The organism is Rhodanobacter sp. FW101-FHT13A11 (genome assembly GCF_058790335.1).
Genome location: NZ_JBYTCN010000007.1, coordinates 9,966 through 33,279 on the forward strand (window position 1 = coordinate 9,966; position 23,314 = coordinate 33,279).

At 70.2% G+C, this 23,314-nt stretch carries 18 protein-coding genes and 1 pseudogene; 3 read left to right on the forward strand and 16 right to left on the reverse strand.

Going from position 1 to position 23,314, the window contains the following annotated elements; genetic code table 11:
* Positions 1-2,116: CehA/McbA family metallohydrolase (locus tag AC3WRN_RS09340; RefSeq protein WP_492622762.1), on the reverse strand; the 2,116-nt coding region annotated here is incomplete at its 3' end.
* 411 nt (positions 2,117-2,527) lie between these two features.
* Between AC3WRN_RS09340 and AC3WRN_RS09345 the strand changes: the two genes are divergently transcribed.
* Positions 2,528-3,427 (forward strand): EamA family transporter, encoded by a 900-nt coding sequence (locus AC3WRN_RS09345; protein ID WP_492622763.1) that lies wholly within the window; start codon positions 2,528-2,530, stop codon positions 3,425-3,427.
* 16 nt (positions 3,428-3,443) lie between these two features.
* On the opposite strand, the gene AC3WRN_RS09350 is transcribed toward AC3WRN_RS09345, so the two are convergent.
* Both AC3WRN_RS09350 and AC3WRN_RS09355 read right to left on the reverse strand, forming a co-directional pair.
* Complete coding sequence (locus AC3WRN_RS09350; protein ID WP_492622764.1) at positions 3,444-6,869, reverse strand: trifunctional glycoside hydrolase family 18/polysaccharide deacetylase/glycosyltransferase family 2 protein; 3,426 nt, start codon at positions 6,867-6,869, stop codon at positions 3,444-3,446.
* 161 nt (positions 6,870-7,030) lie between these two features.
* Positions 7,031-8,461 (reverse strand): phospholipase, encoded by a 1,431-nt coding sequence (locus tag AC3WRN_RS09355; protein WP_068096468.1) that lies wholly within the window; start codon positions 8,459-8,461, stop codon positions 7,031-7,033.
* Positions 8,462-8,578: 117 nt separating this feature from the next.
* Here AC3WRN_RS09355 and AC3WRN_RS09360 point away from each other — a divergent pair, with 117 nt between their 5' ends.
* Positions 8,579-9,343: a YdcF family protein gene (locus AC3WRN_RS09360; protein ID WP_492622765.1), complete on the forward strand. Its 765-nt coding sequence runs from the start codon at positions 8,579-8,581 to the stop codon at positions 9,341-9,343.
* On the opposite strand, the gene AC3WRN_RS09365 is transcribed toward AC3WRN_RS09360, so the two are convergent.
* From AC3WRN_RS09365 to AC3WRN_RS09390, 6 genes and pseudogenes are all read right to left on the reverse strand, one after another.
* A complete protein-coding gene (locus tag AC3WRN_RS09365; RefSeq protein WP_492622766.1) occupies positions 9,283-10,767 on the reverse strand; it encodes an aldehyde dehydrogenase family protein in 1,485 nt (494 codons plus the stop codon). The two genes, AC3WRN_RS09360 and AC3WRN_RS09365, sit on opposite strands and share 61 nt — an antisense overlap.
* 79 nt (positions 10,768-10,846) lie before the next feature.
* Positions 10,847-11,569 (reverse strand): annotated as a pseudogene (locus AC3WRN_RS09370) (exodeoxyribonuclease VII large subunit); the annotation flags it as partial.
* Positions 11,570-11,604: 35 nt separating this feature from the next.
* Positions 11,605-12,051: a DUF2442 domain-containing protein gene (locus tag AC3WRN_RS09375; protein ID WP_492622767.1), complete on the reverse strand. Its 447-nt coding sequence runs from the start codon at positions 12,049-12,051 to the stop codon at positions 11,605-11,607.
* Complete coding sequence (locus tag AC3WRN_RS09380) at positions 12,048-12,278, reverse strand: DUF4160 domain-containing protein (protein ID WP_492622768.1); 231 nt, start codon at positions 12,276-12,278, stop codon at positions 12,048-12,050. Before AC3WRN_RS09380 ends, AC3WRN_RS09375 begins: the two co-directional genes overlap by 4 nt.
* A gap of 56 nt (positions 12,279-12,334) precedes the next feature.
* Entirely contained in the window at positions 12,335-13,705 is a 1,371-nt protein-coding gene (xseA, locus tag AC3WRN_RS09385) for an exodeoxyribonuclease VII large subunit (RefSeq protein WP_492622769.1), read from the reverse strand.
* Between the two features lie 92 nt (positions 13,706-13,797).
* Positions 13,798-15,264 carry a phospholipase D-like domain-containing protein gene (locus AC3WRN_RS09390; RefSeq protein ID WP_492622770.1) on the reverse strand — a complete coding sequence of 489 codons (1,467 nt, stop codon included), beginning with the start codon at positions 15,262-15,264 and terminating at the stop codon, positions 13,798-13,800.
* Between the two features lie 65 nt (positions 15,265-15,329).
* On the opposite strand from AC3WRN_RS09390, the gene AC3WRN_RS09395 reads away from it, so the two are divergent.
* Complete coding sequence (locus AC3WRN_RS09395) at positions 15,330-17,324, forward strand: acetyl-CoA hydrolase/transferase C-terminal domain-containing protein (RefSeq protein WP_492622771.1); 1,995 nt, start codon at positions 15,330-15,332, stop codon at positions 17,322-17,324.
* On the opposite strand, the gene ccoS is transcribed toward AC3WRN_RS09395, so the two are convergent.
* The 7 genes from ccoS to ccoN form a co-directional block, all read right to left on the reverse strand.
* Positions 17,221-17,463, reverse strand: a complete 243-nt coding sequence (gene ccoS, locus AC3WRN_RS09400) for a cbb3-type cytochrome oxidase assembly protein CcoS (protein WP_068096458.1) — start codon at positions 17,461-17,463, stop codon at positions 17,221-17,223. The two genes, AC3WRN_RS09395 and ccoS, sit on opposite strands and share 104 nt — an antisense overlap.
* A complete protein-coding gene (locus AC3WRN_RS09405) occupies positions 17,460-19,718 on the reverse strand; it encodes a heavy metal translocating P-type ATPase (protein WP_492622772.1) in 2,259 nt (752 codons plus the stop codon). The genes ccoS and AC3WRN_RS09405 overlap by 4 nt, the downstream gene beginning before the upstream one ends.
* Positions 19,715-19,951 carry a hypothetical protein gene (locus tag AC3WRN_RS09410; protein ID WP_068096453.1) on the reverse strand — a complete coding sequence of 79 codons (237 nt, stop codon included), beginning with the start codon at positions 19,949-19,951 and terminating at the stop codon, positions 19,715-19,717. The genes AC3WRN_RS09405 and AC3WRN_RS09410 overlap by 4 nt, the downstream gene beginning before the upstream one ends.
* Positions 19,935-20,846: a cytochrome-c oxidase, cbb3-type subunit III gene (gene ccoP / locus AC3WRN_RS09415; protein ID WP_068096452.1), complete on the reverse strand. Its 912-nt coding sequence runs from the start codon at positions 20,844-20,846 to the stop codon at positions 19,935-19,937. Before ccoP ends, AC3WRN_RS09410 begins: the two co-directional genes overlap by 17 nt.
* Positions 20,843-21,016 carry a cbb3-type cytochrome oxidase subunit 3 gene (locus AC3WRN_RS09420; RefSeq protein WP_492622773.1) on the reverse strand — a complete coding sequence of 58 codons (174 nt, stop codon included), beginning with the start codon at positions 21,014-21,016 and terminating at the stop codon, positions 20,843-20,845. The genes ccoP and AC3WRN_RS09420 overlap by 4 nt, the downstream gene beginning before the upstream one ends.
* Positions 21,013-21,663: a cytochrome-c oxidase, cbb3-type subunit II gene (gene ccoO / locus AC3WRN_RS09425; protein ID WP_492622774.1), complete on the reverse strand. Its 651-nt coding sequence runs from the start codon at positions 21,661-21,663 to the stop codon at positions 21,013-21,015. Before ccoO ends, AC3WRN_RS09420 begins: the two co-directional genes overlap by 4 nt.
* Positions 21,664-21,790: 127 nt before the next feature.
* On the reverse strand, positions 21,791-23,257 hold the full coding sequence (gene ccoN / locus AC3WRN_RS09430) for a cytochrome-c oxidase, cbb3-type subunit I (RefSeq protein ID WP_068096448.1): 1,467 nt from the start codon (positions 23,255-23,257) through the stop codon (positions 21,791-21,793).
* Positions 23,258-23,314 lie beyond the last annotated feature (57 nt).

Consider the following 23,314-nt stretch of genomic DNA (forward strand, 5'->3'; position numbering starts at 1 on the left):
CCACCAGCGCGTTGTCCACGTAGAACTCCACCTTGGTCACGCCCACGTTGTCGCTGGCGCTGGCCGACAGCGTGATGGCGCCCGAAGTGCCGCTCTCCGACGCGCTCACCGTCGGCGGGGTGGTGTCGACACCGGTACTGTTGGACACGCTGAAGCTGACCGTGCTGCTGGTGCCGACGTTGCCGGCCGCGTCGTAGGCCTTGGCCACCAGGCTGTGCGTGCCGTTGCTCAGCGTGGTGGAATCCAGCGTGGCCGTGTACGGCGCGGCGGTGTCGGTGGCCACCAGCGCGTTGTCCACGTAGAACTCCACCTTGGTCACGCCCACGTTGTCGCTGGCGCTGGCCGACAGCGTGATGGTGCCTGAAGTGCCGCTCTCCGACACGCTCACCGTCGGGGGCGTGGTATCGCCGCCGCCCGCGCCCTGGGTGACCCACACCGGCGCGGACCACAACTGCTTGCCGTCCTCCTGGGTGATCTTGGCGTAGTAGAAGTGGTCGCCGTTGGTCGGCGTGATGGTGGTGGTGGCGGTGCTCGAGGTGGTGGTCACCGCGCCGTTGCTGCCGGGCACGCCTTCGAAAACCTGCACGCGCTGTGCGGTGTGGCCGGCGCTGCTGGCGTAGTTGACGGCAAGCGTCAGTGGACCGCTGTTGCCGAAGCGCTCGCCCATCACATGGCCGTTCGCCGTCAGCACGATCTGGCCGGTCTTGTCCTCGGTGGCGTATACGCGGCGCGCGCGCACCGCGTCGAGGAAGCTGGCGAGGCTGAGCGCCGTGCCGCTGGGAATCAGCACGCCGGTGCGGTTGGTGTAGCTGGCTCCCCAGTTGGCGCAGTGGTTGTCCTGGTCGGAGCTCGGCGCCACGTGGTAGCCGCGCGCGAGCAGGATGTTGAACGCCGCCTCGTAGCTGGTACGGCTGGTTTCGGTCTCGGTGGTGTTGGTGGAGAACGCCGAGCTGTTGAGCACCTCGGCCAGCGCCATCACGGTGTCGCCGTCGGCGGTGTAGGCGAGGTCCGTTCCGCCGATGTTGAACTGGCCGGTGCTGGCGGGATGGTTGAACTGCCCCACCCAGCCGTTCGCCTTCATCAGCGTGTACAGCGAGCCATAGTCGCTCTTGGCGGTGAACACGTCGCCGATCAGCTGGTTGGAGCTGTTGTATTCCCACTCCAGCAGGCTGGGCGTGTTGAAGATGTTGAGGTGGCCGCCGTTGCTGATGACGCCCCACTCCAGGCCGTAGATCGCCAGGAAATTCGCATGTACGGCGTTGAACGCGCTGGCCGCCTGCAGGCCGGACTGGTAGAGGTTGTGCGCCGTGGTCGGGCTGGCCGAGGTGTTGGTGCCGGTCGAACCGTCGTACATGTGGTTGTGCTCGGACGTCATCAGGATGTCCAGGCCGTCGTTCAGGGCGTACTGGTAGGCATCCGACGGGCCATAGGCGCCGCTTTGCGGGTTCTGCGCGCCGACGCAGCTGGAGAGCACGCCGCCGCCGTCGCTGTGGTTGGTCTGGCTGTGCAGGTTGCCGAAGTAGATGGTGTACGGCAGGCTGCCGGCGCTCGTCGCCGACATCGGCGACAGGGTGGTGGCGCTGCCGGTGTGGTGGCGCAGGGCCTGGAAGTGCGGCATGACGGGAGCGGCGACGGTGCCTACCAGCACGTCGTAGCGTTGCTCCTCGACCAGCTCCGGTGCCCGCTGTCGCGCCAGCGCCAGTGCTTGGCCGGGCAGGCCGCTGCCGATGCGCGCGACCGTGGCGCCATCCAGCGCCACGGCGCGCAGCCGCACCGTGACATAGCCGCTGGGTACGGCCTGGCCGTTGTGGCCCAGCCCGTCCCAGAGCACCTGGGCCTGCGTGCTGCCGGTGCCGAGCGCGCTGTGCCCCTGCCACGTAAGCAGCTCGCTGCCATCGTGGCCGAGCAGGGCGACCTCCCACGCCACCTGTGTTCCCGGCGTCGCCCCTGGATAGGCGAAGTGCATCGTCACGGGACGCGCGCCGGTGCTGCGGAACGGCACCTGCAGCGTGGCGTCGAATTCCTCGTGGTCGGGCAAACTGCCGGCGAATGCCGGAACGGCAACGACTGCGCAGGCGAGCAGCAAGCCGCCAGCGATCCTGGTTTTCCAGTTCATTGATTAGTGTCCCCGGTTGAGTGGGTCGAGCAGGGCCCCCCGGCCCTCGTCTCGACCCGCCATTTATCCCAGTGCGAGATGACAAGCATGGGACCGCCGGTACATCGGTTTTTGACCGGGTGCTCAAAACCGCCACGACGTGGTCGAAGATTTTCGCGGAGAGGCGTTCGAGCGGGAGGGTGCCCGTCCGTTTTCTGGAATGCTCCCTTGAGCTGCGGATTCGGCTGGTCGATGCAACGTGCGGGGACTGCATGGGCGGCGGCAATCCCGGCTTCCGCGCATCACCCGCGAGCCGTGCCGCGCATTGCTGCCAGACATGGTCGGCAATGGCGACGGCGAGGCGGCCCGCGGGGTGGGTTTCACCGGGGTCTTCGAGCATCATGGCCGGGGTCTTCCGCCATGGCTGCACTCATGTCATCACGTTCCACCGTTGCTCCCCTCGCGCTTGCGGTCGGCATGCTGCTGGTCAGCATGGTTTCGTACCAGTGCGGCGCGTCGCTGGCCAAGCACCTGTTCCCGCAGGTCGGCGCGCAGGGCGCCACCGCATACCGGCTGGGGCTCAGCGCGCTGATCCTGCTGCTGTGGCGCCGGCCGTGGCGCCGGTCCGGCCCTGGTCAGGGCGCTGGCCGGCGCGACTGGCGCGCGCTGTGGGGCTATGGCCTCTCGATGGGGGCGATGAACCTGGTGTTCTACCTGTCGCTGCGCACGATCCCGCTGGGCATCGCGGTGGCGCTGGAATTCACCGGGCCGCTGGCGCTGGCGCTGCTCGGTTCGCGCCGGTGGCTCGACTTCGTCTGGATCGCGCTGGTGGTGGCCGGGCTGGCCCTGCTGCTGCCGCTGCGCGGGCAGGTGCAGACGCTCGATCCGGTGGGCGTGATGTACGCGCTGGGCGCCGGCGTGGGCTGGGCGCTGTACATCGTGCTGGGGAAGCAGGCGGGGGCGGCCCACGGCGCCGATGCGGTGACGATGGGCACCTCGATCGGCGCGTTGCTGGCGATCCCGTTCGGTGTCGCGCATGCCGGCAGCGCGCTGCTGACGCCGGTGCTGTTGCCGTACGCGCTGGGCGTGGCGGTGCTCAGCTCGGCGCTGCCGTATTCGCTGGAGATGGTCGCGCTGACCCGGCTGCCGGCGCGTACGTTCAGCACCCTGCTGAGCCTGGAGCCGGCCATCGCGGCGGTGGCCGGCGTGGCCTTGCTGGGCGAGCGGCTCAGCCTGCTGCAGTGGCTGGCCATCGGGGCGATCATCGTGGCGGCGGCAGGTACCGCGTTGAGCTTGCAACGGCCCGCGCTGGCCGAGCCGCTGGCGAACTAGGAGTCACTGGCGCCGCTCACGATTTCAATTCCTCGCTGGCGTTCACCGTCGCCTTGCGCTCCTGCTTGCCCCAGCCTACCGACGGGCCGCGGATGGCCGTCCAGACCGAGCGCACCACCACGTAGTACATCAGCTGGCGATAGCCGAAGCGCTGCAGCACCAGCCACCACAGCAGGCTCCAGCGTTCCTTCTTCTCCATCGCGAAGGCGAGCGCCGAGGCACCGAGGTCGACCGCCATGAAGGCCGCGTAGAAGACCAGCATGCGCAGCAGGTTGGTGTCGTCGAACTGGCCGCGATGCTGCAGGTAGTCCATGCCGGTGTTGACGATCTGCCATACCAGCACCAGGTCGACCAGCGGCGACACCACCGAGAAGAAGATCTGGAACAGCCATACCTGCGGCAGCGCCACCGTGCCCAGCGCGCCGTAGCGCGGGTTGAAGGTGGCGTTGCGGTGCTTCCACAGGCACTGCAAGGTGCCGTAGGCCCAGCGGAAGCGCTGCCGGGCGAGGCCGCGGAAGGTGTCGGGCGCTTCGGTCCAGGCGATTGCCTCGGCGTCGAACAGGGTGTGGTAGCCGGCCTTCTGCACGGCGATGGTGAGGTCCTGGTCTTCCGCCAGCGTGTCGGCGGGGAAGCCGCCGAGTCGTTCCAGCGCCTCGCGCCGCCAGGCGCCGACGGCGCCCGGCACCACGGTGATCGCGCCCAGCGCGGCCAGCGCGCGGCGCTCCAGGTTCTGCGCGGTGATGTATTCCAGCGCCTGCCACAGCGTGATCAGGTTGATCCGGTTGCCGACCTTGGCGTTGCCGGCGACGGCGCCGATCTTCGGATCGGCGAACCAGCGCACCAGGTGGGAGATGGTGTGCGGCTCGAACTGGGTGTCGGCGTCCAGCGCCACCACCACCGTGCCGTTCGACTCGCGCAGGGCGGTGTTGACCGCGTTCGCCTTGCCGCCGTTGGGGATGCTGATCAGCCGCACGCGCGGCTCGCCGGCGTAGTGCTCGCGCACCACCGCCGAGGTGGCGTCGGTGGAGCCGTCGTCGACCACGATCACCTCGAGGTTGGCGTAGCGGCTCTTGAGGATCCGGCGGATCGAGCTGACGATCACCTTCTCTTCGTTGTAGGCGGGAATCAGCACCGAGACCAGCGGCGGGTCGTCCGGCAGGGCCGGCTTTGCGCGCCGGCGCTCCTGCGTCCGGTTGAACAGGGCGAGCCCGCCGAGCAGCAGCAGCCGGGCCACGCCCAGCGTGATGGCGACGGTCAGCAGCCAGCGGATCAGGTGACCGAGCCAGCCCAGCGCGAGGAAGACCGAGCGGTCGGCCCAGCGCGACAGCGAGCCGGGCGGCAGCGGCGGCATGGTCTGCTCGCGGGTGAGCCCGGCCAGTTCGGAGACGGTGACGAATTCGTAGCCCTTCGCGCGCAGGCCGTCGATGATGCGCGGCAGCGCCGCTATCGTCTGCGAGCGTTCGCCGCCGGCGTCGTGCAGCAGCACCACCTGGCCGGTGCGCTCCGGGTTGCTGGCGGCGATCTGGGTCAGCACGTTGTCGACGATCTTGTCCGCGCCGGGTCGTTGCCAGTCCGCCGAGTCCACGTGCAGGCCGACCGAGATGTAGCCCATCTTCTGCGCGATTCCGATCGGCACCAGTTCGTCGGCCGTGGTCGGTTCGGCGTCACCGAAGTAGGGCGCGCGGAACAGCCGCATCGAGCGGCCGGTGAGCGCCTCGAACAGGCGCTGGGTCGCGTTGAGTTCCAGCGACACGATGCCGGAGGGGCTGTCGCCGAGGTTGGGGTGGGTGAAGGTGTGGTTGCCGACGTCGTGGCCTTCGGCGACCTCGCGCTGCACCAGCCGCGGCGACATCTCGGCGTTCGCGCCGACGATGAAGAACGTCGCCGGCACCTGTTTCGCCTTGAGGATGTCGAGGATCTGCGGCGTCCACTCCGGGTCGGGGCCGTCGTCGAAGGTCAGCGCGATCTTGTGCGGCAGGGTGCCGGCGCGCTGGATCACGTAGGAACTGGGCAGGGCGGTGTAGCTCTCGTCGTTGACGCTGCCGTCGTCCTTGTCCAGGTCGAGGGTGCGTGCGCCCGGGGAAGGCTCCGAGACGATTTCCAGCACCTCGCCCTGGCCCTCGATGTCGATGTCCTCGCCCTGGCCGATCGTGCGCAGTTCCGGCGGCGCCGCGGCTCCGTAGGGGCGGCCCAGCACCGACCACACCGACGGGTCCTCCGAGCCCAGTCGCCACAGCGCGTAGCCGTAGGGCTTGTAGTCGTCGGCGGTATGGATCTGGTTGAAGGCGGTGACGCCGTCGAGGAACCAGACCTGGTGCGCGCTGCCGTCGTCCTCGCTGTAGGAGAAGTGCGGGTTCAGCGTGTCCGGGTCGAACGTGATGTCGGCCTGCGCATCGGAGGCGCGATCCATCGCATCCTGGAAGGTCAGCGTTTCGGCGTTCTTTCCGTGCGACCAGTCGTAGCCGTAGTTGCCGATCGCGATGATGGTGTGGTCGGGGTCGAGCTCCTTCATGCGCTTGTCCAGCGTCTGCTCGAACCAGTCGACACCGGCGATGCTGCCGGCGTCCTTGCCGGCCCAGTGCTGGTCGTAGGCCATCAGCAACTCGAAATCGACGATGCCGGCATAGCCGGTGTAGTCCCAGCCGGCTTCGTCGAACGGCACCGACAACACGATGCCCCAGCCATGCGGGCCGAACGCGTCGCTGAGCTCGGACAGGAACGCCTTGAAATCCGGCTGGGCCTCGGTGGGCACTTCCTCGAAGTCGACCGTCACGCCCTGGAAGCGGTTGGCGGCGAGGAACGAGACGATCTGCGTGATGCGCGCCTGGCGCAACGCGGGGTCGGCCAGCATGCGGGCGAGGCCGGGGCCGTCCCACTGCGTGTTCGCCGCGTTCTGCAGCAACGGCAGGATCGGCGTGGACGGCTTCTTCGAGCGGATCAGGTTCAGCGCCTTGGCGTCGACGCTGGTGTGCAGCGCCATGTCGGGGCCGCTGACGCTCATCCAGGTCGGGATCACCCAGTCCAGCGTGGGCAGCGTGCGCTTCAGCGAGGCGTAGCTGCTGTCGTCCCAGTTGACGTAGAAGCCGATCGCCAGCGGCCGGCCGGCCGGCTTGTCCAGCGACGGCGGCGGCGCATGCGCGGAGGCGGCCTTGCCGGCGTGCGTGCGCGGCGGGTGCAGCAGCTTCTGCCGGGCGCGCACTTCCGCGGCCAGTTTCGCCGCCGGCTTCAGCAGCTCCGGATCGGCCGCCTTCACGTTGGCCAGCGCATGCCGGGTGCGGTTGTGTTCGCCGATATGCAGACCCACCATGCTCGGCCAGACGAACAGGCTGATTGCACAGGCTGCCGCGAGCAGCGTGCTGAGCACGCCGGCGAGCAGCACCACCCGCGAGACATGGATGGCACGTCGGCCGGTGGGGTCGAAGAAGATCGGATTCTTATGCATGCCAGGGCTGGCTCGGCGTATGTCACGAAGTGAATCGGCGTTGGTCCCGGAGCCGCCGAAAGCCGACGCGGAACCGCGGGTACGCAGTATCGCCGATCTGCGTGCCTCCACGCAGCTGGCTGGCGGAGCCGGTCAGCCCGCGTTGCCCTCCCGGCGAGGCGCTAGCCGATCACCGGGCCTGCTAGCGGATCGCTGAAGTCCTCCGGCGCGAGGTTCCGGGTCAGCCGGAATACGCCCTCGTGGATCTTGCGCGGCAGCACCACGTCGAGCACGGTGGTCTGGTGCGGGCCGAGGATGGCGAACAGGTCGTCGCCGGCGGCGCTCTGTGCCAGCGCGTGGTGCACCAGGCCGCCGAGGTCGAGCGGTTGCACGCTGGCGCCGTATGGCCGGTGGCCGGCCACGGCGGGGCGGAGCGTCTTGCGGCTGTTGCGCGGGTCGGCCACGCGGTCGTCGCCGGCGAGCAGGCTGTGGTCGAGGAACAGCGAAATGGTGGTGCGCTGCTTCGAGTTCGCCTGGCGGTCGAGCATGAAGCCTTCCGGCAGCAGGTCCGGGCTGGCCGGCGCGCCGGCGGTGAGCAGGAAGCCGGCGCCGGTCAGCGGCTCGCCGGCCTCGTCGCCGAGCCGCACGATCAGCAGGCTGCGCGGATCGTGGATGTGCACGCGTGGCGCGAACAGGCCGGCGGGCTCCAGCTCCACCTTGTCGGCGTCGCGCGCGCCGTTCTCGCGCTCGAACGCGTCGCAGAGCGCCCCGTAGTCGTCCGCGCTGCGCACCTGCAGGCAGCGCAGGATCGCCTGCATCGTGGCCGGCGCGGCGCTGGCCATGATGCCCAGCGCGTCGCCGGAATGCGCTGCGCCAGGGATCAGCTTGAACGCGCAGCGCGGGCTGCGGCTGAGGTTCAGCGCCAGCGTGTCGCTGCCGCCGGACGGCGGTGACAGCACCGCATGCCGGGCGTTGAGGTTGGCCGCGGCGATGCGCACCACGCCGTCGGAGCCGTCCTCGCCGGTGTAGCTGTTGAGGTGGTCGTACAGCTGGCGGTCGGGCCGGTCGCCGGTGAGCACGAACAGGTACTGGCCGCGTCGGGCCGGGTCGTCGCCGTGGATGTGGTCGAGGTTGAGCGACAGCGATGCCGCGCTGCCCAGTTCCAGCCAGTCGAGGATGCGCTGGCCCGGGTCCACGCCGGCGAACCACGCCTTGAGCCGGCCCAGCGTGCTCTTGCCGAGCTGCGCCAGCGCGGAGCCGAAGTTCGCCGGCGCCAGCATCACCAGGTGGCTGAGCCGGATCGTGCTGTGCGTGCCCGGCATGTCGCGCTGCGCACGCAGCCACTCGCGCACCACCGGGCCGCCGGTGGAGTGGGTGACGCAGGCGAAGCTGGCGTCGAGCAGGTGCAGGTCGCGCAGCGCGTGGTCGAACGCGCGCACCAGGTCGGGCATGGTCACCGCGTCGTCGAAACTCACGTACTCGGACAGCCAGATGTCGGCCAGGGTGAGCGCGAGGCCGGCCGCGGCGGCCTGCTGCTGCAGCTGTTGCGGCAACTGGCCGTAGGTAGCGGTGGAGGTGACGCTCCAACCGTGCACGAAGACGAGGGTGGTCACGGCCTGATCTCCCGGCGATGGCCCGCCCAGCCTAACCAGATTCGACCCGGCCGCCCACCGGTCGGTCGGCATGCCGGCATAATCGGGGTCCTTCGTCGATTTCCGCTGGCCGTGCCGATGACGCTGAACCTGCTGCTCGTGCTGATCCTGCTGGCGGTCCTGCTGGCGCGGCTGCGCTGGCGGCGTTGCAGCCGCGCGCTGCTGGCGCTGGCCGCGGTGCTGCTGCTGGCGGTGGGCTGCGGACCGTTGCCGGGCTGGCTGCTGACGCACCTGCAGGCCGACTACGCGGCGGACGCGCCGGTCGCGTGGGGCCGGCGCAACGCGATCGTGCTGCTCGGCGCGAGCACGGTACGGGTGGCGCCGGGCGGCCGGGTCGAGGCGAGCCTGTTCGCCTACGGGCGCATCGACAAGGCGGCCGCGCTGTACCGCGAATGCCGCCAGGTTGCCGGGCGCGAATGCAGGCTGGAAGTGAGCGGCGGCGACGCGCGCGGGCTGGGCCGGCCGGAGGCGGCGGTCTACGCCGCGAACCTGCAGCGGCTGGGCGTCGATCCCGCCGACCTGCTGCTGGAGTCGAGCAGCATGAATACCTGGCAGAACGCGCAGTTCAGCGGGCCGCTGCTGCAGGCCTACGGCGCCGACCGCGTGCTGCTGGTGTCGTCCGGCTACCACCTGCGCCGCGGCATGCTGTACTTCGCGCACTTCGGCATCCATGCCGTGCCGGTGCGCGCCGACTACGTCAGCAGCGCCGCGTCATGGACGCCGTCGTCGTACAACTTCGCCATGGCCGACCTGGCCCTGCACGAATACCTCGGCGTCGCGCGCTACCGCGTGTACGACGCGATGGGCTGGAACGTCACGGCCACGAAACCCGGTGCATTGTAGGAGCGCATCACCATCAGGCGGATCTCGCTCATGTCCTCGATCGCGTAGCGCACGCCCTCGCGGCCCAGGCCGGACAGCTTCACGCCGCCGTAGGGCATGTTGTCCACGCGGAAGCTGGGGATGTCGTTGACCACCACGCCGCCCTGTTCCAGTTCGTTCCACGCACGCATCGCATGGTCGAGGCTGTCGGTGAAGATGCCCGCCTGCAGGCCGTAGTCGGAGTCGTTGACCATGGCGATCGCCTCGTCGAACTTCCGGAACGGGGCGAGCAGGGCGAACGGGCCGAACGCTTCCAGCCGGTTGGCCTTGGCATCCGCCGGCACGTTCTCCATCAGGGTGGCCTCGAGCATGTTGCCGCTGCGCCTGCCGCCGCAGAGGATTTTCCCGCCGGCCTTCTTCGCCTCCAGGATCCAGCCATGCAGGCGCTCGGCGGCGGCCTCGTCGATCATCGGGCCGAGGAACACGCTCTTGTCCTTCGGGTCGCCCGACTTCAGCTTCCTCGTGGCGGCAACCAGCCTGCGCTTCAGCGCGCCGTACACGTCGGCATGGGCATAGATGCGCTGCACGCCGATGCAGCTCTGGCCGGACTGGTAGAACGCGCCGAAGATCAGCCGCGCCACCACCTTGTCCAGTTTCGGCCCCTGGTCGGCGTCGACGATGCAGGCCGCGTTGCCGCCCAGTTCCAGCGTCACCTTCTTGCGGCCGGCGCGTGCCTTCAGCTGCCAGCCGATCTGGCCGCCGGTGAACGAGAGCAGCTTGAAGCGCTCGTCCTCCACCAGCGGCGCGGCATGTGCGCCATCCAGGGTGAGGATCGAGAACGCACCCTTCGGCAGGTCGGTCTCGGCCAGCACCTCGCCGATGATCAGCGCGCCGATCGGCGTCTTCTCCGACGGCTTCAGCACGAACGGGCAGCCCGCCGCGATGGCCGGCGCCACCTTGTGCGCCACCAGGTTCAGCGGGAAGTTGAACGGCGTGATGAACGACACCGGCCCCAGCGGCACGCGCTTCGTGTAGCCGTGGTAGCCGTCCAGGCGGCTGGCCAGTTCCAGATTGATCGTCTCGCCGTTGATGCGCACCGCCTCCTCGGCGGCGATGCGGAACGTCTCGATCAATCGCGTCACCTCGCCAGCCGCATCCTTGATCGGCTTGCCCGCCTCGATGCACAGCGCCTCGGCCAGCTCGTCGCGACGCTCGGCGAAGCGCTGCGCGCAATGCTGCAGCACCGCCTGGCGCGCCCATGGCTTGTACTCGCGCATCGGCTTCGCCGCTTTCACCGCAGCGGCGATCGCCTTCTCGGTGGCCTTCGCATCCGGCACCGCCACCCGCGTGGCGAGCTTGCCGCTGTACTTGTCGCGCACGTCCAGCATGAGCTTCGAGGTCTGCGGCTGGTTGGCGAGGTAATAGGGGTAGGTTTTACTGAGCATGGCCTTCGTTCCGGAGCAGATTGCCCCAGCATAAAGGCGCGCCGTGTTCAGTGCGTGTGAGCCGTTTTTGAACAGGTGCTCAGTCGTCGCCGGTGGCCCGCAGCGGCAATTCGCCATCGGCGAGGCGGGCGCGCAGGGAGGTGCCGACGGCGACGTCCTGCGCCGAGCGCAGCACCTGGCCGTCGGCGCCGAACAGGATCGCGTAGCCGCGTTCCAGTGTGGCCAACGGACTCATCGCATGCAGGGCATGACCGGCGTGCTGCAAGGCAGTTTGCCGGCGTTCGAGGACATGGGCGATCGCGCGGCGCAGGCGCTGGTCCTGTTCGGCCAGCCGGCGCGCCATCAGCGGCATCCGCGCGCGCGGGTGCTGCGTCAGCAGGCGTGCGTGCAGGCGTTCCAGGCGGGCGTGGCGCAATTGGCTCTGCTCGCGCAGCACGGCCATGATGCGACGCTGCAGGTTCTGCAGCCGTTCGTGATCGCGCAGCAGGCGTGCCTGCGGCCGTTGCGCCTGCAGCCGCGCCAGCAGGTGGTCGACGAGTTGCGACTGCGTCTGCAGCTGGCGCTGCAGCAAGGCGGCCAGGCGTTGCTGCAGTTGCCGCAGGTAGTGGCTGACCGCCACCGCGTCGTGCACCAGCAACTCGGCGGCGGCCGAGGGCGTGGGTGCGCGCAGGTCGGCGACGAAGTCGGCGATGCTGAAGTCGATCTCGTGGCCCACCGCGCTCACCACCGGCACCGCGCTGGCATGGATCGCCCGCGCCACCGCTTCGTCGTTGAACGCCCACAGGTCTTCCAGCGAGCCGCCGTCAAAACGGGGTCGGGTTCACTTACTAGTGAAGCTCACGCCGCCTGCTTGTGCTGCGCCTCCCACCCCACACAAGCCAGCCATACCGTCAACGGAATCGGCTTGGCGCCGGAGAGGTAGTAATTCAACATGCGTCGCGAAATGCCGATGGACGTCGCGGCGCGCTCCTGCGTGAGTTCGTTGCGCGCCATCCAGTTCCACAGCCGCTCGAAGCCGATGCCGCCGGACTGCTCCACGGCCAGGTTGCGCAGGTTGTCGGCGGCCAATTCCAGGTTGTCCGGCACGAACACGACATAGCCGCCGCGCGCGTCCACCTTGGCGCGACGGAATACGGCCGGCTCGGCCAGCGCGTGCAGCGGCTGGCGGCGACTCCAGTCCTTCAGGCTCACCGTAGCCTCGAAACCGTCGGCGAAGGTCAGTGCGAGCTGCATGTCCGCCAGCGGCTTGGCGGCGGTGATGGTGTGCTGCGGGTCGTGGATCACGGGTTGCACTCCTCGAACAGTTGGCGGCAGGCGTCGCGGTGAGCGGCAATCCATGCCAAGGCGTCGGCAATTTCACGCGCCTGCACCGTGCGGCTGACGACGGCCAGCGTATCCAGCATTACCAGTGCGTCGCGTCGATCAGCCAGCACCACATGCACATGCGCGGGGCGGTGGTCGGGCACGTTGACCCGGATGGTGGCGCCGCCGATGCGGTGGATCGTGGGCATGGGCGCAGCATTGTGCAATCATTGCACAATGTCAAGCGGGGCGTGGCCGGGTTCGCTTATCCGCCTGGTTTCGAGATCTCGAACTCCTCCGCCCGCAACGCCAACTCCCCATCCACCAGCCGCGCGCGCAGCGCAGCCCCGGGCTCGACGCCCTGCACGGAGCGCAACGCCTTGCCCTCGCCATCGAACAGGATCGCGTAGCCGCGTTCCAGCGTGGCGAGCGGGCTGACGGCGTGCAGGGCGCGGGCGGATTGCTGCAGGGTGAGGCGGTCGCGTTCCAGGCGGCGCTCGATGGACTGGCGCAGGCGCTGGGCGAGTTGAGCGAGACGTTGGCGCAGCAGCGGCAGGCGCTGTCGCGGGTGCTGGGCGAGCAGGCGGGCCTGGATGCGTTCGAGGCGCGAGCGGCGGCCGTGCTGCTGTTCGCGCAGCACGCCGAGCAGGCGTCGGTGGAGATGGAGCAGCCGCTCGCGGTCGCGCGCCAGCCGCGCCTGCGGGCGTTGCGCCTGCAGGCGCGCGACCAGGTGGTCGACGCGCTGGGTGAGCGATTGCAGGCGGCGCTGTTCCAGCGTGGCGAGACGTTGCTGCAACTGGCGCAGATGGCGGCCGACGGCCACTGCGTCGGGTACCAGCAGTTCGGCGGCGGCGGACGGCGTAGGCGCGCGCAGGTCGGCGACGAAGTCGGCGATGCTGAAGTCGATCTCGTGGCCCACCGCGCTCACCACCGGCACCGCGCAGGCATGGATCGCCCGCGCCACCGTCTCGTCGTTGAACGCCCACAGGTCTTCCAGCGAGCCGCCGCCGCGGGTGAGCAGCAGCACGTCGTGGCGCGCGCTGTTTGATGCCTTGCGCAGCATCGCCACGATCGCCGGCGGCGCCTCGCGGCCTTGTACCGGCACCGGCAGCACCTCTACCTCGGCCAGCGGCCAGCGCCGCGCCAGCACGCTCAGCACGTCGCGGATCGCCGCGCCGGTGGCCGAAGTGATCACGCCGATGCGCCGCGCGTAGCGGGGCAGCGGGTGCTTGCGCGCGGCGTCGAACAGGCCTTCGGCGTCGAGCCTGGCCTTGAGCTGCTCGAACTCGCGCTGTAGCGCGCCTTCGCCGGCCGGCTCCATGGATTCGGCCACCAGCTGGAACTCGCCGCGCGGTTCGTACAGGCCGACCCTGGCGCGCAGCAGCACCTGCATGCCGTCGACCGGGCGGAAGCGCAGCGCGGCAACCTTCGGCTTGAACATCGCGCAGCGCACCTGGGCGCCGCTGTCCTTCAGGGTGAAGTACAGGTGCCCGGACGCCGGCTTGGCCACGTTCGACAGCTCGCCCTCGATCCACACCAGCGGCAGCGCGTCGCCCAGCAGGTCGCGCACCAGCCGGTTGAGCGAGCTGGGGGTGAGGACGTGGCGTGGCGTGGAGTCGTCGAACGGCGCTGGCATAAGGGCGCGAGCCTAGCATGCTGACGGTATCAAGTTGTGAGAAAACATCTGCTTGAAGCACGAAGTGCAGGAACATCCTGAAGCATGGAGCTTCAGTCGTCGCCGGCCTCGCGCAATTCGAGCCGGCGCCGCCGGCGTACGCGCCAGGCGCGGATGCCGAGGTTGAGGGAGAGCCAGGCGGCGAAGGCACCCAGCGGCCAGCCGACCCAGGCCGGCCACAGGAAGGCCAAGATCGCCAGCACGAGCAGTCCCAGGGCCGCGACGAGCAGCGGGCCGCTGCCGGTATCGCCGAGCACGCGGCGGTTGGCCAGCACGGCACCGACGCTGTTGGCGATGCGCAGGGCGCCGGCGGCGGCGCGGCCGGAACTGCCGCCGCCATGGCGTACCCGCCGCGGGTGGGCTTCGCTGCTGCGGACCTGTTCGCGGCTGCCGTGGCCGTGCCGGCGGCGGCGCGAGGCCAGCACGATCTCGGTGGCGTTGCCCAGGTCCTGTTCGTATTGCGCGGCGAGCTGCGCGGCGAGGCCGGCATCCTCGATCGCCACGTCGATCTCGCGGTTGCCCAGCCAGCTGGCGATGTTGAGGTTGGAGGAGCCGACCCGCGCCCACTGGCCGTCGGCCACCGCGGTTTTCGCGTGCAGCATCGAGCCGTTCCACTCGAACACGCGGATGCCGGCCTTCAGCAGCGGCCGGTAGCCCGAGCGCGACAGGCCCGCCACCACCGGGATGTCGCTGCTGCCCGGCACCAGCAGGCGCACGTCCACGCCGTCGCGCGATGCCGCCACCAGCGCCTGCACGTACGGCGCCAGGCCGACGAAGTAGGCGTCGGTGAGCCATAGCGTGCGGCGCGCCATCGAAGCGATCAGCTGGTCGAGGCGGTACATGCCGGCGGTGGCCGGCTGGGTGGCGATCACCCGCAGCGCCACGTCGCCGGCCGGCGCGGTCGCGTCCAGCGGCCCGGCGAACGGCGCCAGCGCGGGTCCGATCTCGGCCCAGCTCTGCGCGAACGCGGCCTCCAGCTCGGCCACCGCCGGGCCGCGCAGCGCCAGGCCGGTATCGCGCCACGGCGGCACGTTGCGCGCCGGGTCGCCCAGCCACTTGGCGCTGATGCACACGCCGGAGAGGAAGCCGTGGGTGCCGTCGACCACCAGCAGCTTGCGGTGGTCGCGGCTGATCCAGCCGAACGGCTGGCCCAGTTGCGGCGGGTTGAACACCCGCACCTCGCCGCCGGCCGCGCGCAGCGGCGCCCAGAAGGCGGCGCGCGACTGGCCCAGGCAGCCGAGCCAGTCGACCACCACCGCCACGAACACGCCCGCCTTTGCCCGCTCCACCAGGGCGTCGCGGAAGGCGCGGCCGACCTCGTCGTCGCGGATGATGTAGTTCTCCAGCAGCACGCGCTGGCGTGCGCCGCGGATCGCGGCCAGCCACGCGTCGTAGTGCGCGGCGGCATCGATCAGCCATTGCGCGCAGTTGCCGCCGAGCAGCGGCGCGCCGGCGGCGCGGCTCAGCGCCTGTTCGGCCAGCAGACGGCTCGGGGCGGAGGGAATCAGCGGCGTGGGCATGGTCCGAGTGTAGGCGAAGGTCCGTCGACGCGTCGCCACGAGAGCCTGTCCGCGGGGCTTCTGGCATGATCGCCCGCATGCCGATCGAGCACCGCTACGTCGACACCGATGCCTGCGCGCGCCACCTTGCCGAGGAGCTGGGGCCGCATCTGCGCATCGCCGCGCCGCTGGGCCTGGGCAAGCCGCACGGGCTGCTCAACGCGCTGTACCGGCGGGTCGCCGCCGATGCGGCCTGCTCGATGCGGCTGTACACCGCGCTGTCGCTGACCCGGCCGCAGCCGGCGCCGGGGCTGGAGCAACGCTTCCTGGGGCCGTTCCTCGAACGCCACTTCGGCGCCGATGCGGTCGACCCGCAGTACGCGCTGGACCAGGCGCGCGGTGCGCTGCCCGCGAACGTCGAGGTGCACGAGTTCTATATGCAGTCCGGCGCGCTGCTGCATTCGGCCAGCGCCCAGCGCAGCTACATCAGCCAGAACTACACCCACGTGGCGCGCGACCTGGCGGCGCAGGACATCAACCTGCTGGTGCAACTGGTGGCCCGGCGCGAGGGGCCGGACGGCGTGCATTACAGCCTGTCGTGCAACCCGGACCTGACCCTGGATTTCCTGCGCCAGGTGCACCAGGCCGGCCGGCCGCGGCCGCTGTGCGTGGCGGTGGTGCATCCGGACCTGCCGTACCTGGGCGGCGACGCCGAGGTGGCGGAAGCGTATTTCGACATGGAGCTGCGCCCGGAACACTCGCCGCGGCTGTTTGCGCTGCCGCGGCTGCCGCTGTATCTCGCCGAATACGCGTTGGGGCTGCACGCCAGCGCGCTGGTCAGGGACGGCGGCTGCCTGCAGGTCGGCATCGGCGCGCTGTCCGATGCGCTGGTGAAATCCCTGCTGCTGCGCCAGCAGGACAACACCCTGTGGCGGCGCGCGCTGGTGGCGCTGGATCCGGGCGGCGCCACCCACGCACTGGCCGGTCGGCTGGGCGGTCTGGCGCCGCTCGAGACCGGCCTGTACGGCGCCAGCGAGATGGTGATGGACGGCTTCATGCACCTGCAGCGCGCCGGCATCCTGAAACGGCGCAGTTGGGACAACCTGGCGCTGGAGCGCGCCGCCGCCAGCCGCCTGGATCCGTCCGCCCCCGGCGGGCACTACCTGCGCGGCGCGTTCTTCCTCGGCTCGCGCGAGCTGTACGACTGGCTCGGCGCCACCGAGGCGGCCGACCCGGACGCGATCGACATGTGCGCGGTGTCCAACGTCAACCAGCTGTACGGCGACCATCAGGCGCTGGCGACGCTGCAGCGGCGCGGCGCGCGCTTCTTCAACACCTGCATGATGGCGACCCTGCTCGGCGCGGCGGTGTCCGACACGCTGGAGGACGGCGGCGTGGTCAGCGGCGTGGGCGGCCAGTACAACTTCGTGGCGATGGCGCACGAGCTGCCGGGCGGCCGCTCGGTGCTGCTGCTGCGCGCCACCCGCGAGAGCCGCGGCGGCATCGAGAGCAACATCCGCTGGAATTACGGCCAGACCACCATCCCGCGCCACCTGCGCGACCTCGTCGTCACCGAGTACGGCGTTGCCGACCTGCGCGGCAAGAGCGACAGCGAATGCGTCGAGGCGATGCTGTCGATCGCCGACGCGCGCTTCCTCGATGCGCTGTGCGCGCAGGCGAAGGCGCACGGCAAGCTGACTGCGGATTTCGCGGTCCCCGCGGCCTGGCGCCGCCATCATCCGCGCCACCTGCACGAAGCGCTGGCGCCGTTCCGGCACAAGGGCCTGCTGCCGGCGTTTCCGTTCGGCAGCGATTTCACCGCGGTCGAGCAGCGCCTGCTGCCGGCACTGGAATGGCTGAAGGCCGCCAGCGGCAACTGGCGTGGCCGCTGGCGCCTGCTGCGCGCCGCGATTCGCCCCGGCGAGGCGGTGGACGGCGAGGCCGAGGCGCTGGCGCGGATGGGCCTTGCCGGTCCGCTCAGCTTGGCCGATCGCCTGCAGCGTCGCCTGCTGCAGGCGGCGTTGCGTCGGATGGCGCCGGCGGATCCGGCGGCGCTTCCGGCGCCGCCGCCGGGCCCGTAGCCGGGTCGTCCATCAGCGGCAATACCGCGGGGCTGTCCAGGTCGTCGAATTGCTGGTGGTTGACCGCCCAGAAAAACAGCCACACTGCGACGATCACCACCAGCAGGGTGACCGGGATCAGCACCAGCAGGATGTTCATGCGCGCAGCTCGCGCGGGCGCAGCGCCGGGCCGGAACTGCCGGCGTGGCCAGGCTCGTCGCCGCCGACACGCAGCGCGTTCAGCACCACCAGCAGCGAGCTCAGCGACATGCCGATCGCGGCCAGCCACGGCGTCACCAGGCCGAGCGCGGCGAACGGCACCGCGGCCAGGTTGTACCACAGTGACCAGCGCCGCCCCTGCTGCGTCACCCGCTGCACCTGGCGGGCGATGGCGCGGGCATCGGCCAGGCTGCCGAGGTGGCCGTCGAGCAGCAACAGGTCGGCGTGGGTCTGCGCCAGCCCGGTGCCCGAGGCCAGCGCGGCGGAGACGTCGGCGCCGGCCAGCACCGGGGCGTCGTTGCTGCCGTCGCCGACGGCGAGGGTGACGCGGCCTTCGGCGCGCGCCGCCTGCAGCCGGGCCAGCTTGTCCTCGGGCGACTGGCGCGCGTGCCGGTCGGCGACGCCGAGGCGCTCGGCCAGCGCGGCCACGCGGGATTCGTGGTCGCCGCTGGCGATGGCGACGGCGACGCCGTCGGCGCGCAGCGTGTCGAGCAGGCGGCGGGCCTCGGCGCGTGGTTGTTCGGCGAGGTGGAAGGCGGCGATCGCGCCATCGGCATCGGCCAGCACCAGCGCGTCGGCGAGGCTGGCCGGTGCAACTGCGCCGGCCAGCGCCAGCGCGAAGTCGGCGCGGCCCAGCCGCAGCGCGCAGCCGTCGACCTCGCCGCTGATGCCGGCGCCGGCGCTGACCCGCACCGCTTGCGCCTGCAGCGGCAGCGCCCGTTGGCGGGCCGCGTCGGCGAGCGCGCGGGCCAGCGGGTGCGAACTCTCGTGGGCCAGCGCGTCGGCCAGCTGCAGCACCCGTTCCGGCGTGTCGCCGCGCAGGGGTTCGATGCCGCGGTGGTCCAGCTGCGGCACGCCGAGGGTGCCGGTCTTGTCGAACAGCGCGTAGTCGACCCGGGCCAGCGTGGCCAGTGCCTTGCCGTCGGCGACCAGCACGCCGCGCCCGGCCAGCACGCCGAGCGCGCGGGTGAGCGCGGCCGGGCGGGCCAGCGCGAACGAGCAGGGACAGGCCACCACCAGCACCGCCACCGCGGCCTCGAATGCGCGCGACGGGTCGACCAGCAGCCAGCCCAGCGCGGTCAGCGCGGTCAGCGCCAGCACGCGGGCGACGAAGCGGCCGATCTCGCGGTCGCCCGGCGCCACCAGCGTGCGCGCCTGCCGCGCACGGGCAGCCAGCGCGCCCAGCCGCGCCGCCGCGGTGGCGGCGCCGCTGTGCTCCACGCGCAGTTCGGCCGGGCCGGACAGCAGCAGGCTGCCGGCGATCAGCCGTTCGCCGCGCTGGCGCCGTACCGGGCGCGACTCGCCCGACAGCAACGCCTCGTCCACCTGCACGCCGGGGCTTTCCAGCACGCCGTCCGCCGGCACCGCCTCGCCTTCGGCGACGTGCACGCGGTCGCCGGGCAGCAGGGCGATCGCGGCGACCGTTTCCAGCGCGCCGTCGCCGCGCCGTCGCTGCGCCAGCAGCGGCGTGGCGTCGATCACCGCGTCGCCGAGCGCGCCGCTGCGGTGGCGCGAGCGCAGCTCCACGTAGCGCCCGCCGAGCAGCAGGAACACGAACATGGCCACCGAATCGAAGTAGATCTCGCCGCTGCCGCGCAGCGTGTTGAACGCGCTGGCCAGGAACACCAGCAGCACCGCCAGCGCCACCGGCAGGTTGATGCCGAGCCGGCGCTCGCGCAGTTCGTGCACGGCGCCGCTGAAGAACGGCTGCGCCGAGTAGAACACCACCGGCAGGGTGGTCAGCAGGCCGAGCCAGCGGAACAGGCTGCGCGTGCTGAAGTCGACGAAATCGACCACGCCGATGTAGATCACGAAGGCGTACGTCATCACCTGCATCGAGCACATGCCGGCGACCAGCAGGTGCTTCAGCGCCTGGTGCTGCTCCCGCGCGCGGGCGTCGTCGATGCTGTCGCATTGCAGCGGCTGCGCCGGGCAGTGCGCGGCGTCGAAGTTGTCGAGCAGGGTCGGCAGCGGGGTGCGCCGGGCGTCCCACACCACCCGCACGCGCCGGGCGGGCCGGTCGATGGCGACGCGGCGCACGCCGGGCAGGGCGCGGATCCGCTGCTCCAGCCACAGCACCTGGCGCGGGTCGTGCAGTGACTCGACCCGCAAGGCGATTTCGCTGCCGCCGTCACGGCGGGTGCGCACTACCTGCGCGGCGAGCTGCGGGTGAGCCCATGCCGCGTTCGCGTTCATCGCGGCGGGCCCGAGGTCGGGTCGTGCGGCGTGGCAGCGCTGTGCGGCGCGACCGGCACGCCGAACACGGTATGCGAGGTGTCCAGCGGCGTGTCGGCGTGGCGGGCGCCGAGCACGATCATCCAGACGCAGCCGGCCAGCGACGCCAGGAAGACGGCGACGCCGAGCCACAGCACCGGCTGGCGATACCAGGTCGAGGCGCTGCGGATGGCGGGGTCATTGCCGGCTGGCATCGCTGGTCTGGTGCGACTGGTGGTAGACGTAGGCGGCGAGCACGTGGATCTGTTCGTCGGACAGACGCGGGCTCCACGCCGGCATGTGGCCCTGGCGGCCCTCGCCGATGGTCTTCTCGATGTCGGCCACGCTGCCGCCGTGCAGCCATATGTGGTCGGTGAGGTTGGGTGCGCCCAGCGCCTGGTTGCCCTTGCCGTCGGCGCCGTGGCAGGCGGCACAGGTGGCGAACAGCGGCTGGCCGGCCGCGGCCTTGGCGGCATCGTGCGGCGAGCCGGACAGGCTGAGCACGTACTGCGCCAGGTTCTTCACGTTGTCCGCGCCGAGGCTGGCCCACGGCGGCATCACGCCGCTGCGGCCGTCGTGGATCGAAGTGGTGATGTCGCTGCCGCTGCCGCCGTAGAGCCAGTCGTTGTCGGTGAGGTCGGGGGCGCCCAGCGCCATGTTGCCCTTCGCGCTGCGCTGGTGGCAGGCGGCGCAGTTGTCCTCGAACAGCACCTTGCCCATCTGCAGCGCCTTGGGGTCGGCGGCCAGCTGCTCGACCGGATACAGCTTGAAGCGGTCCATCAGCGGTGCGAGTTCGGCCCGGTTGGCGGCCACGTGCCTGGCCAGCTCGTCGTGCGAGGTCCAGCCGAGCACGCCCTTGAAGTTGCCGAAGCCGGGGAACAGCGCCAGGTAGACGAAGCCGGCCACGAACATCGCGCCGGAGAACAGCACCCACCACATCGGCAGCGGGCGCACGCCTTCGCGCAGCACGCCATGGGCCCAGACGTGGCCGCTGGTGCCGTCGGGCAGGGTGGGGATCTTCGCGCGCGGTCCCCACAGGTACAGGAAGAACGTGATGCCCATGTTGAGCACCACCAGGAACATCACCCAAAACGACCATCCTGCGCTCACGGGCGATCCTCCTCGACGTCGGCTTCGGGCTCGTCTTCCATCGGCAGACGCGCCATGCGGTTGAACACGGGCTTGTGGTACTTGCGCCACGCCCAGACCCAGATGCCGATGAAGCTGAACATCATCAGCAGGATCAGCACCCCGGCGACATGCCCCCACAGCGGGCTCATGGCGCACCTCCGGTACTGGCCGGCGCGGCGGCCGGATCCGCTTCGTTGCGGATGCCGAGGCCTTGCAGGTACGCAATCAGCGCCTCCATCTCGGTCTTGCCTTCCACCGCGGCGGGCGCAGCGGCGATGTCGGCGTCGGAGTACGGGTCGCCCAGCTTGCGCAGGACGCGCATGCGCGCCTGGATGTCGGCGGCATCGAGTTTCTTCCCGGCCAGCCACGGGTAGCCGGGCATGTTCGACTGCGGCACGACCTGGCGAGGGTTCATCAGGTGCATGCGCTGCCAGTCGTCGGAGTACTTGCCGCCGACGCGGGCCAGGTCCGGGCCGGTGCGCTTGGAGCCCCACTGGAACGGACGGTCGTAGACCGATTCGGAGGCCACCGAGTAGTGGCCGTAGCGCTGGGTCTCGAAGCGCAGCGCGCGGATCATCTGCGAGTGGCACAGGTAGCAGCCCTCGCGCACGTAGATGTCCTTGCCGGCCAGCCGCAGCGGATCGTACGGATGCACGCCGGGCGGCGCCTTCAGCGAGTGCGCCTCGACGAACAGCGGGGTGATCTCGGCCAGCCCGCCCAGCGACACCATGATCGCGATGCCGATGCCGAGCAGGCCGGCGTGTTTCTCGATTGCTTCGAAATGCTTGTAGGCCATGGTGTGAGCTCTACTTGAAGAGTGCGGCCATGGATGGCCGCTGTTGGATTTGCCGGGCCGGCTTGCCGCCACGCAAGAGGGACTTGATCGAAGCGGCGATCATGGACGAGCGCATCAGTCGGCTCCCTCAACCGGCGGCGGGCAGGGGGGCCGGTACCTGGTGCGGCGCCGGTTCAGGCACCGGCACCGGGATCGGCTTGATCAGCCGCGCCCGCGCATCCGCCGCGGTGTGCCACAGGTTCCACGCCATCACCACCATGCCCGACAGGATCAGCACGCCGCCCATCCAGCGGATCAGGTACATCGGCTTGATCGCGATCAGGCTGTCCAGGAAGCCGTAGGTGAGCGCGCCGTCGGGCTGGGTGGCGCGCCACATCAGGCCCTCGGTGACGCCGGCGGTCCACATCGCGCCCACGTACAGCAGGGTGCCCATCATGTGCAGCCAGAAATGCACTTCCATGCCCTTGTGCGAATACATCTCCGGGCGGCCCAGCGCGCGCGGCGCCATCGCGTACAGCGAACCGATGGTGATCATCGCCACCCAGCCCAGCGAGCCGGAATGCACGTGGGCGATGGTCCAGTCGGTGTAGTGCGACAGCGAGTTCACCGTCTTGATCGCCATCATCGAGCCTTCGAAGGTGGCGGCGGCGTAGAACACCAGCGACATCACCATGAACTTCGCGGCGGGGTCGCTCTTCAGCCTGTACCAGGAGCCGTTGAAGGTGAGCAGGCCGTTCGCCGCCGAGCCCCAGCTGGGCATCAGCAGCACCAGCGAGAACGCCATGCCGACCGACTGCACCCAGTCGGGCAGCGCGGTGTACATCAGGTGGTGCGAGCCGGCCCACATGTAGACCGAGATCAGCGCCCAGAAATTGACGATCGAGAAGCGGTAGCTCCACAGCGGCTGCTGCGCCTGGCGCGGCACGAAGTAGTACATCATGCCGAGGAAGCCGGCGGTGAGGAAGAACGCCACCGCGTTGTGGCCGTACCACCACTGCACCATCGCGTCGACCACGCCGGAGTAGATCGGGTAGGACTTGGTCATCGACACCGGCAGGGCGAGGTTGTTGACGATGTGCAGCAGGCCCACCGCGATGATGAACGCGCCGTAGTACCAGTTCGCCACGTAGATGTGCTTGATGCGCCGGCGCGCCAGGCTGCCGAAGAACACCACGCCGAAGCTCACCCACACCACCGCGATCAGGATGTCGACGAACCATTCCGGCTCGGCGTATTCCTTGCTCTGGGTGATGCCCAGCGGCATCGTGGTCATCGCCAGCACGCAGACCAGCTGCCAGCCCCAGAACGTGAAGGCGGCCAGGTTCTTGAAGGCCAGCCGTGCGTGGCCGGTGCGCTGTACCACGTAATAGCAGGTGCCCATCAGCGCCGAGCCGCCGAAGGCGAAGATCACGCCGAACGTGTGGTCGGGGCGGATGCGGCTGAAGGTCAGCCAGGGGATGTCGAAATTCAGCGCGGGCCACATCAGTTCGGCGGCGGCGTAGACGCCGACCGACATGCCGATGATGCCCCACACGGCCGCGGCGAGCAGGAACTGGCGCACGACCTTGTCGTTGTAATACTCGGTGTTCGGCATGGGCTTCCCCGGGAAGATATCAGCGCATTTTGGCGCGAAGCATGGATTGCCATCATG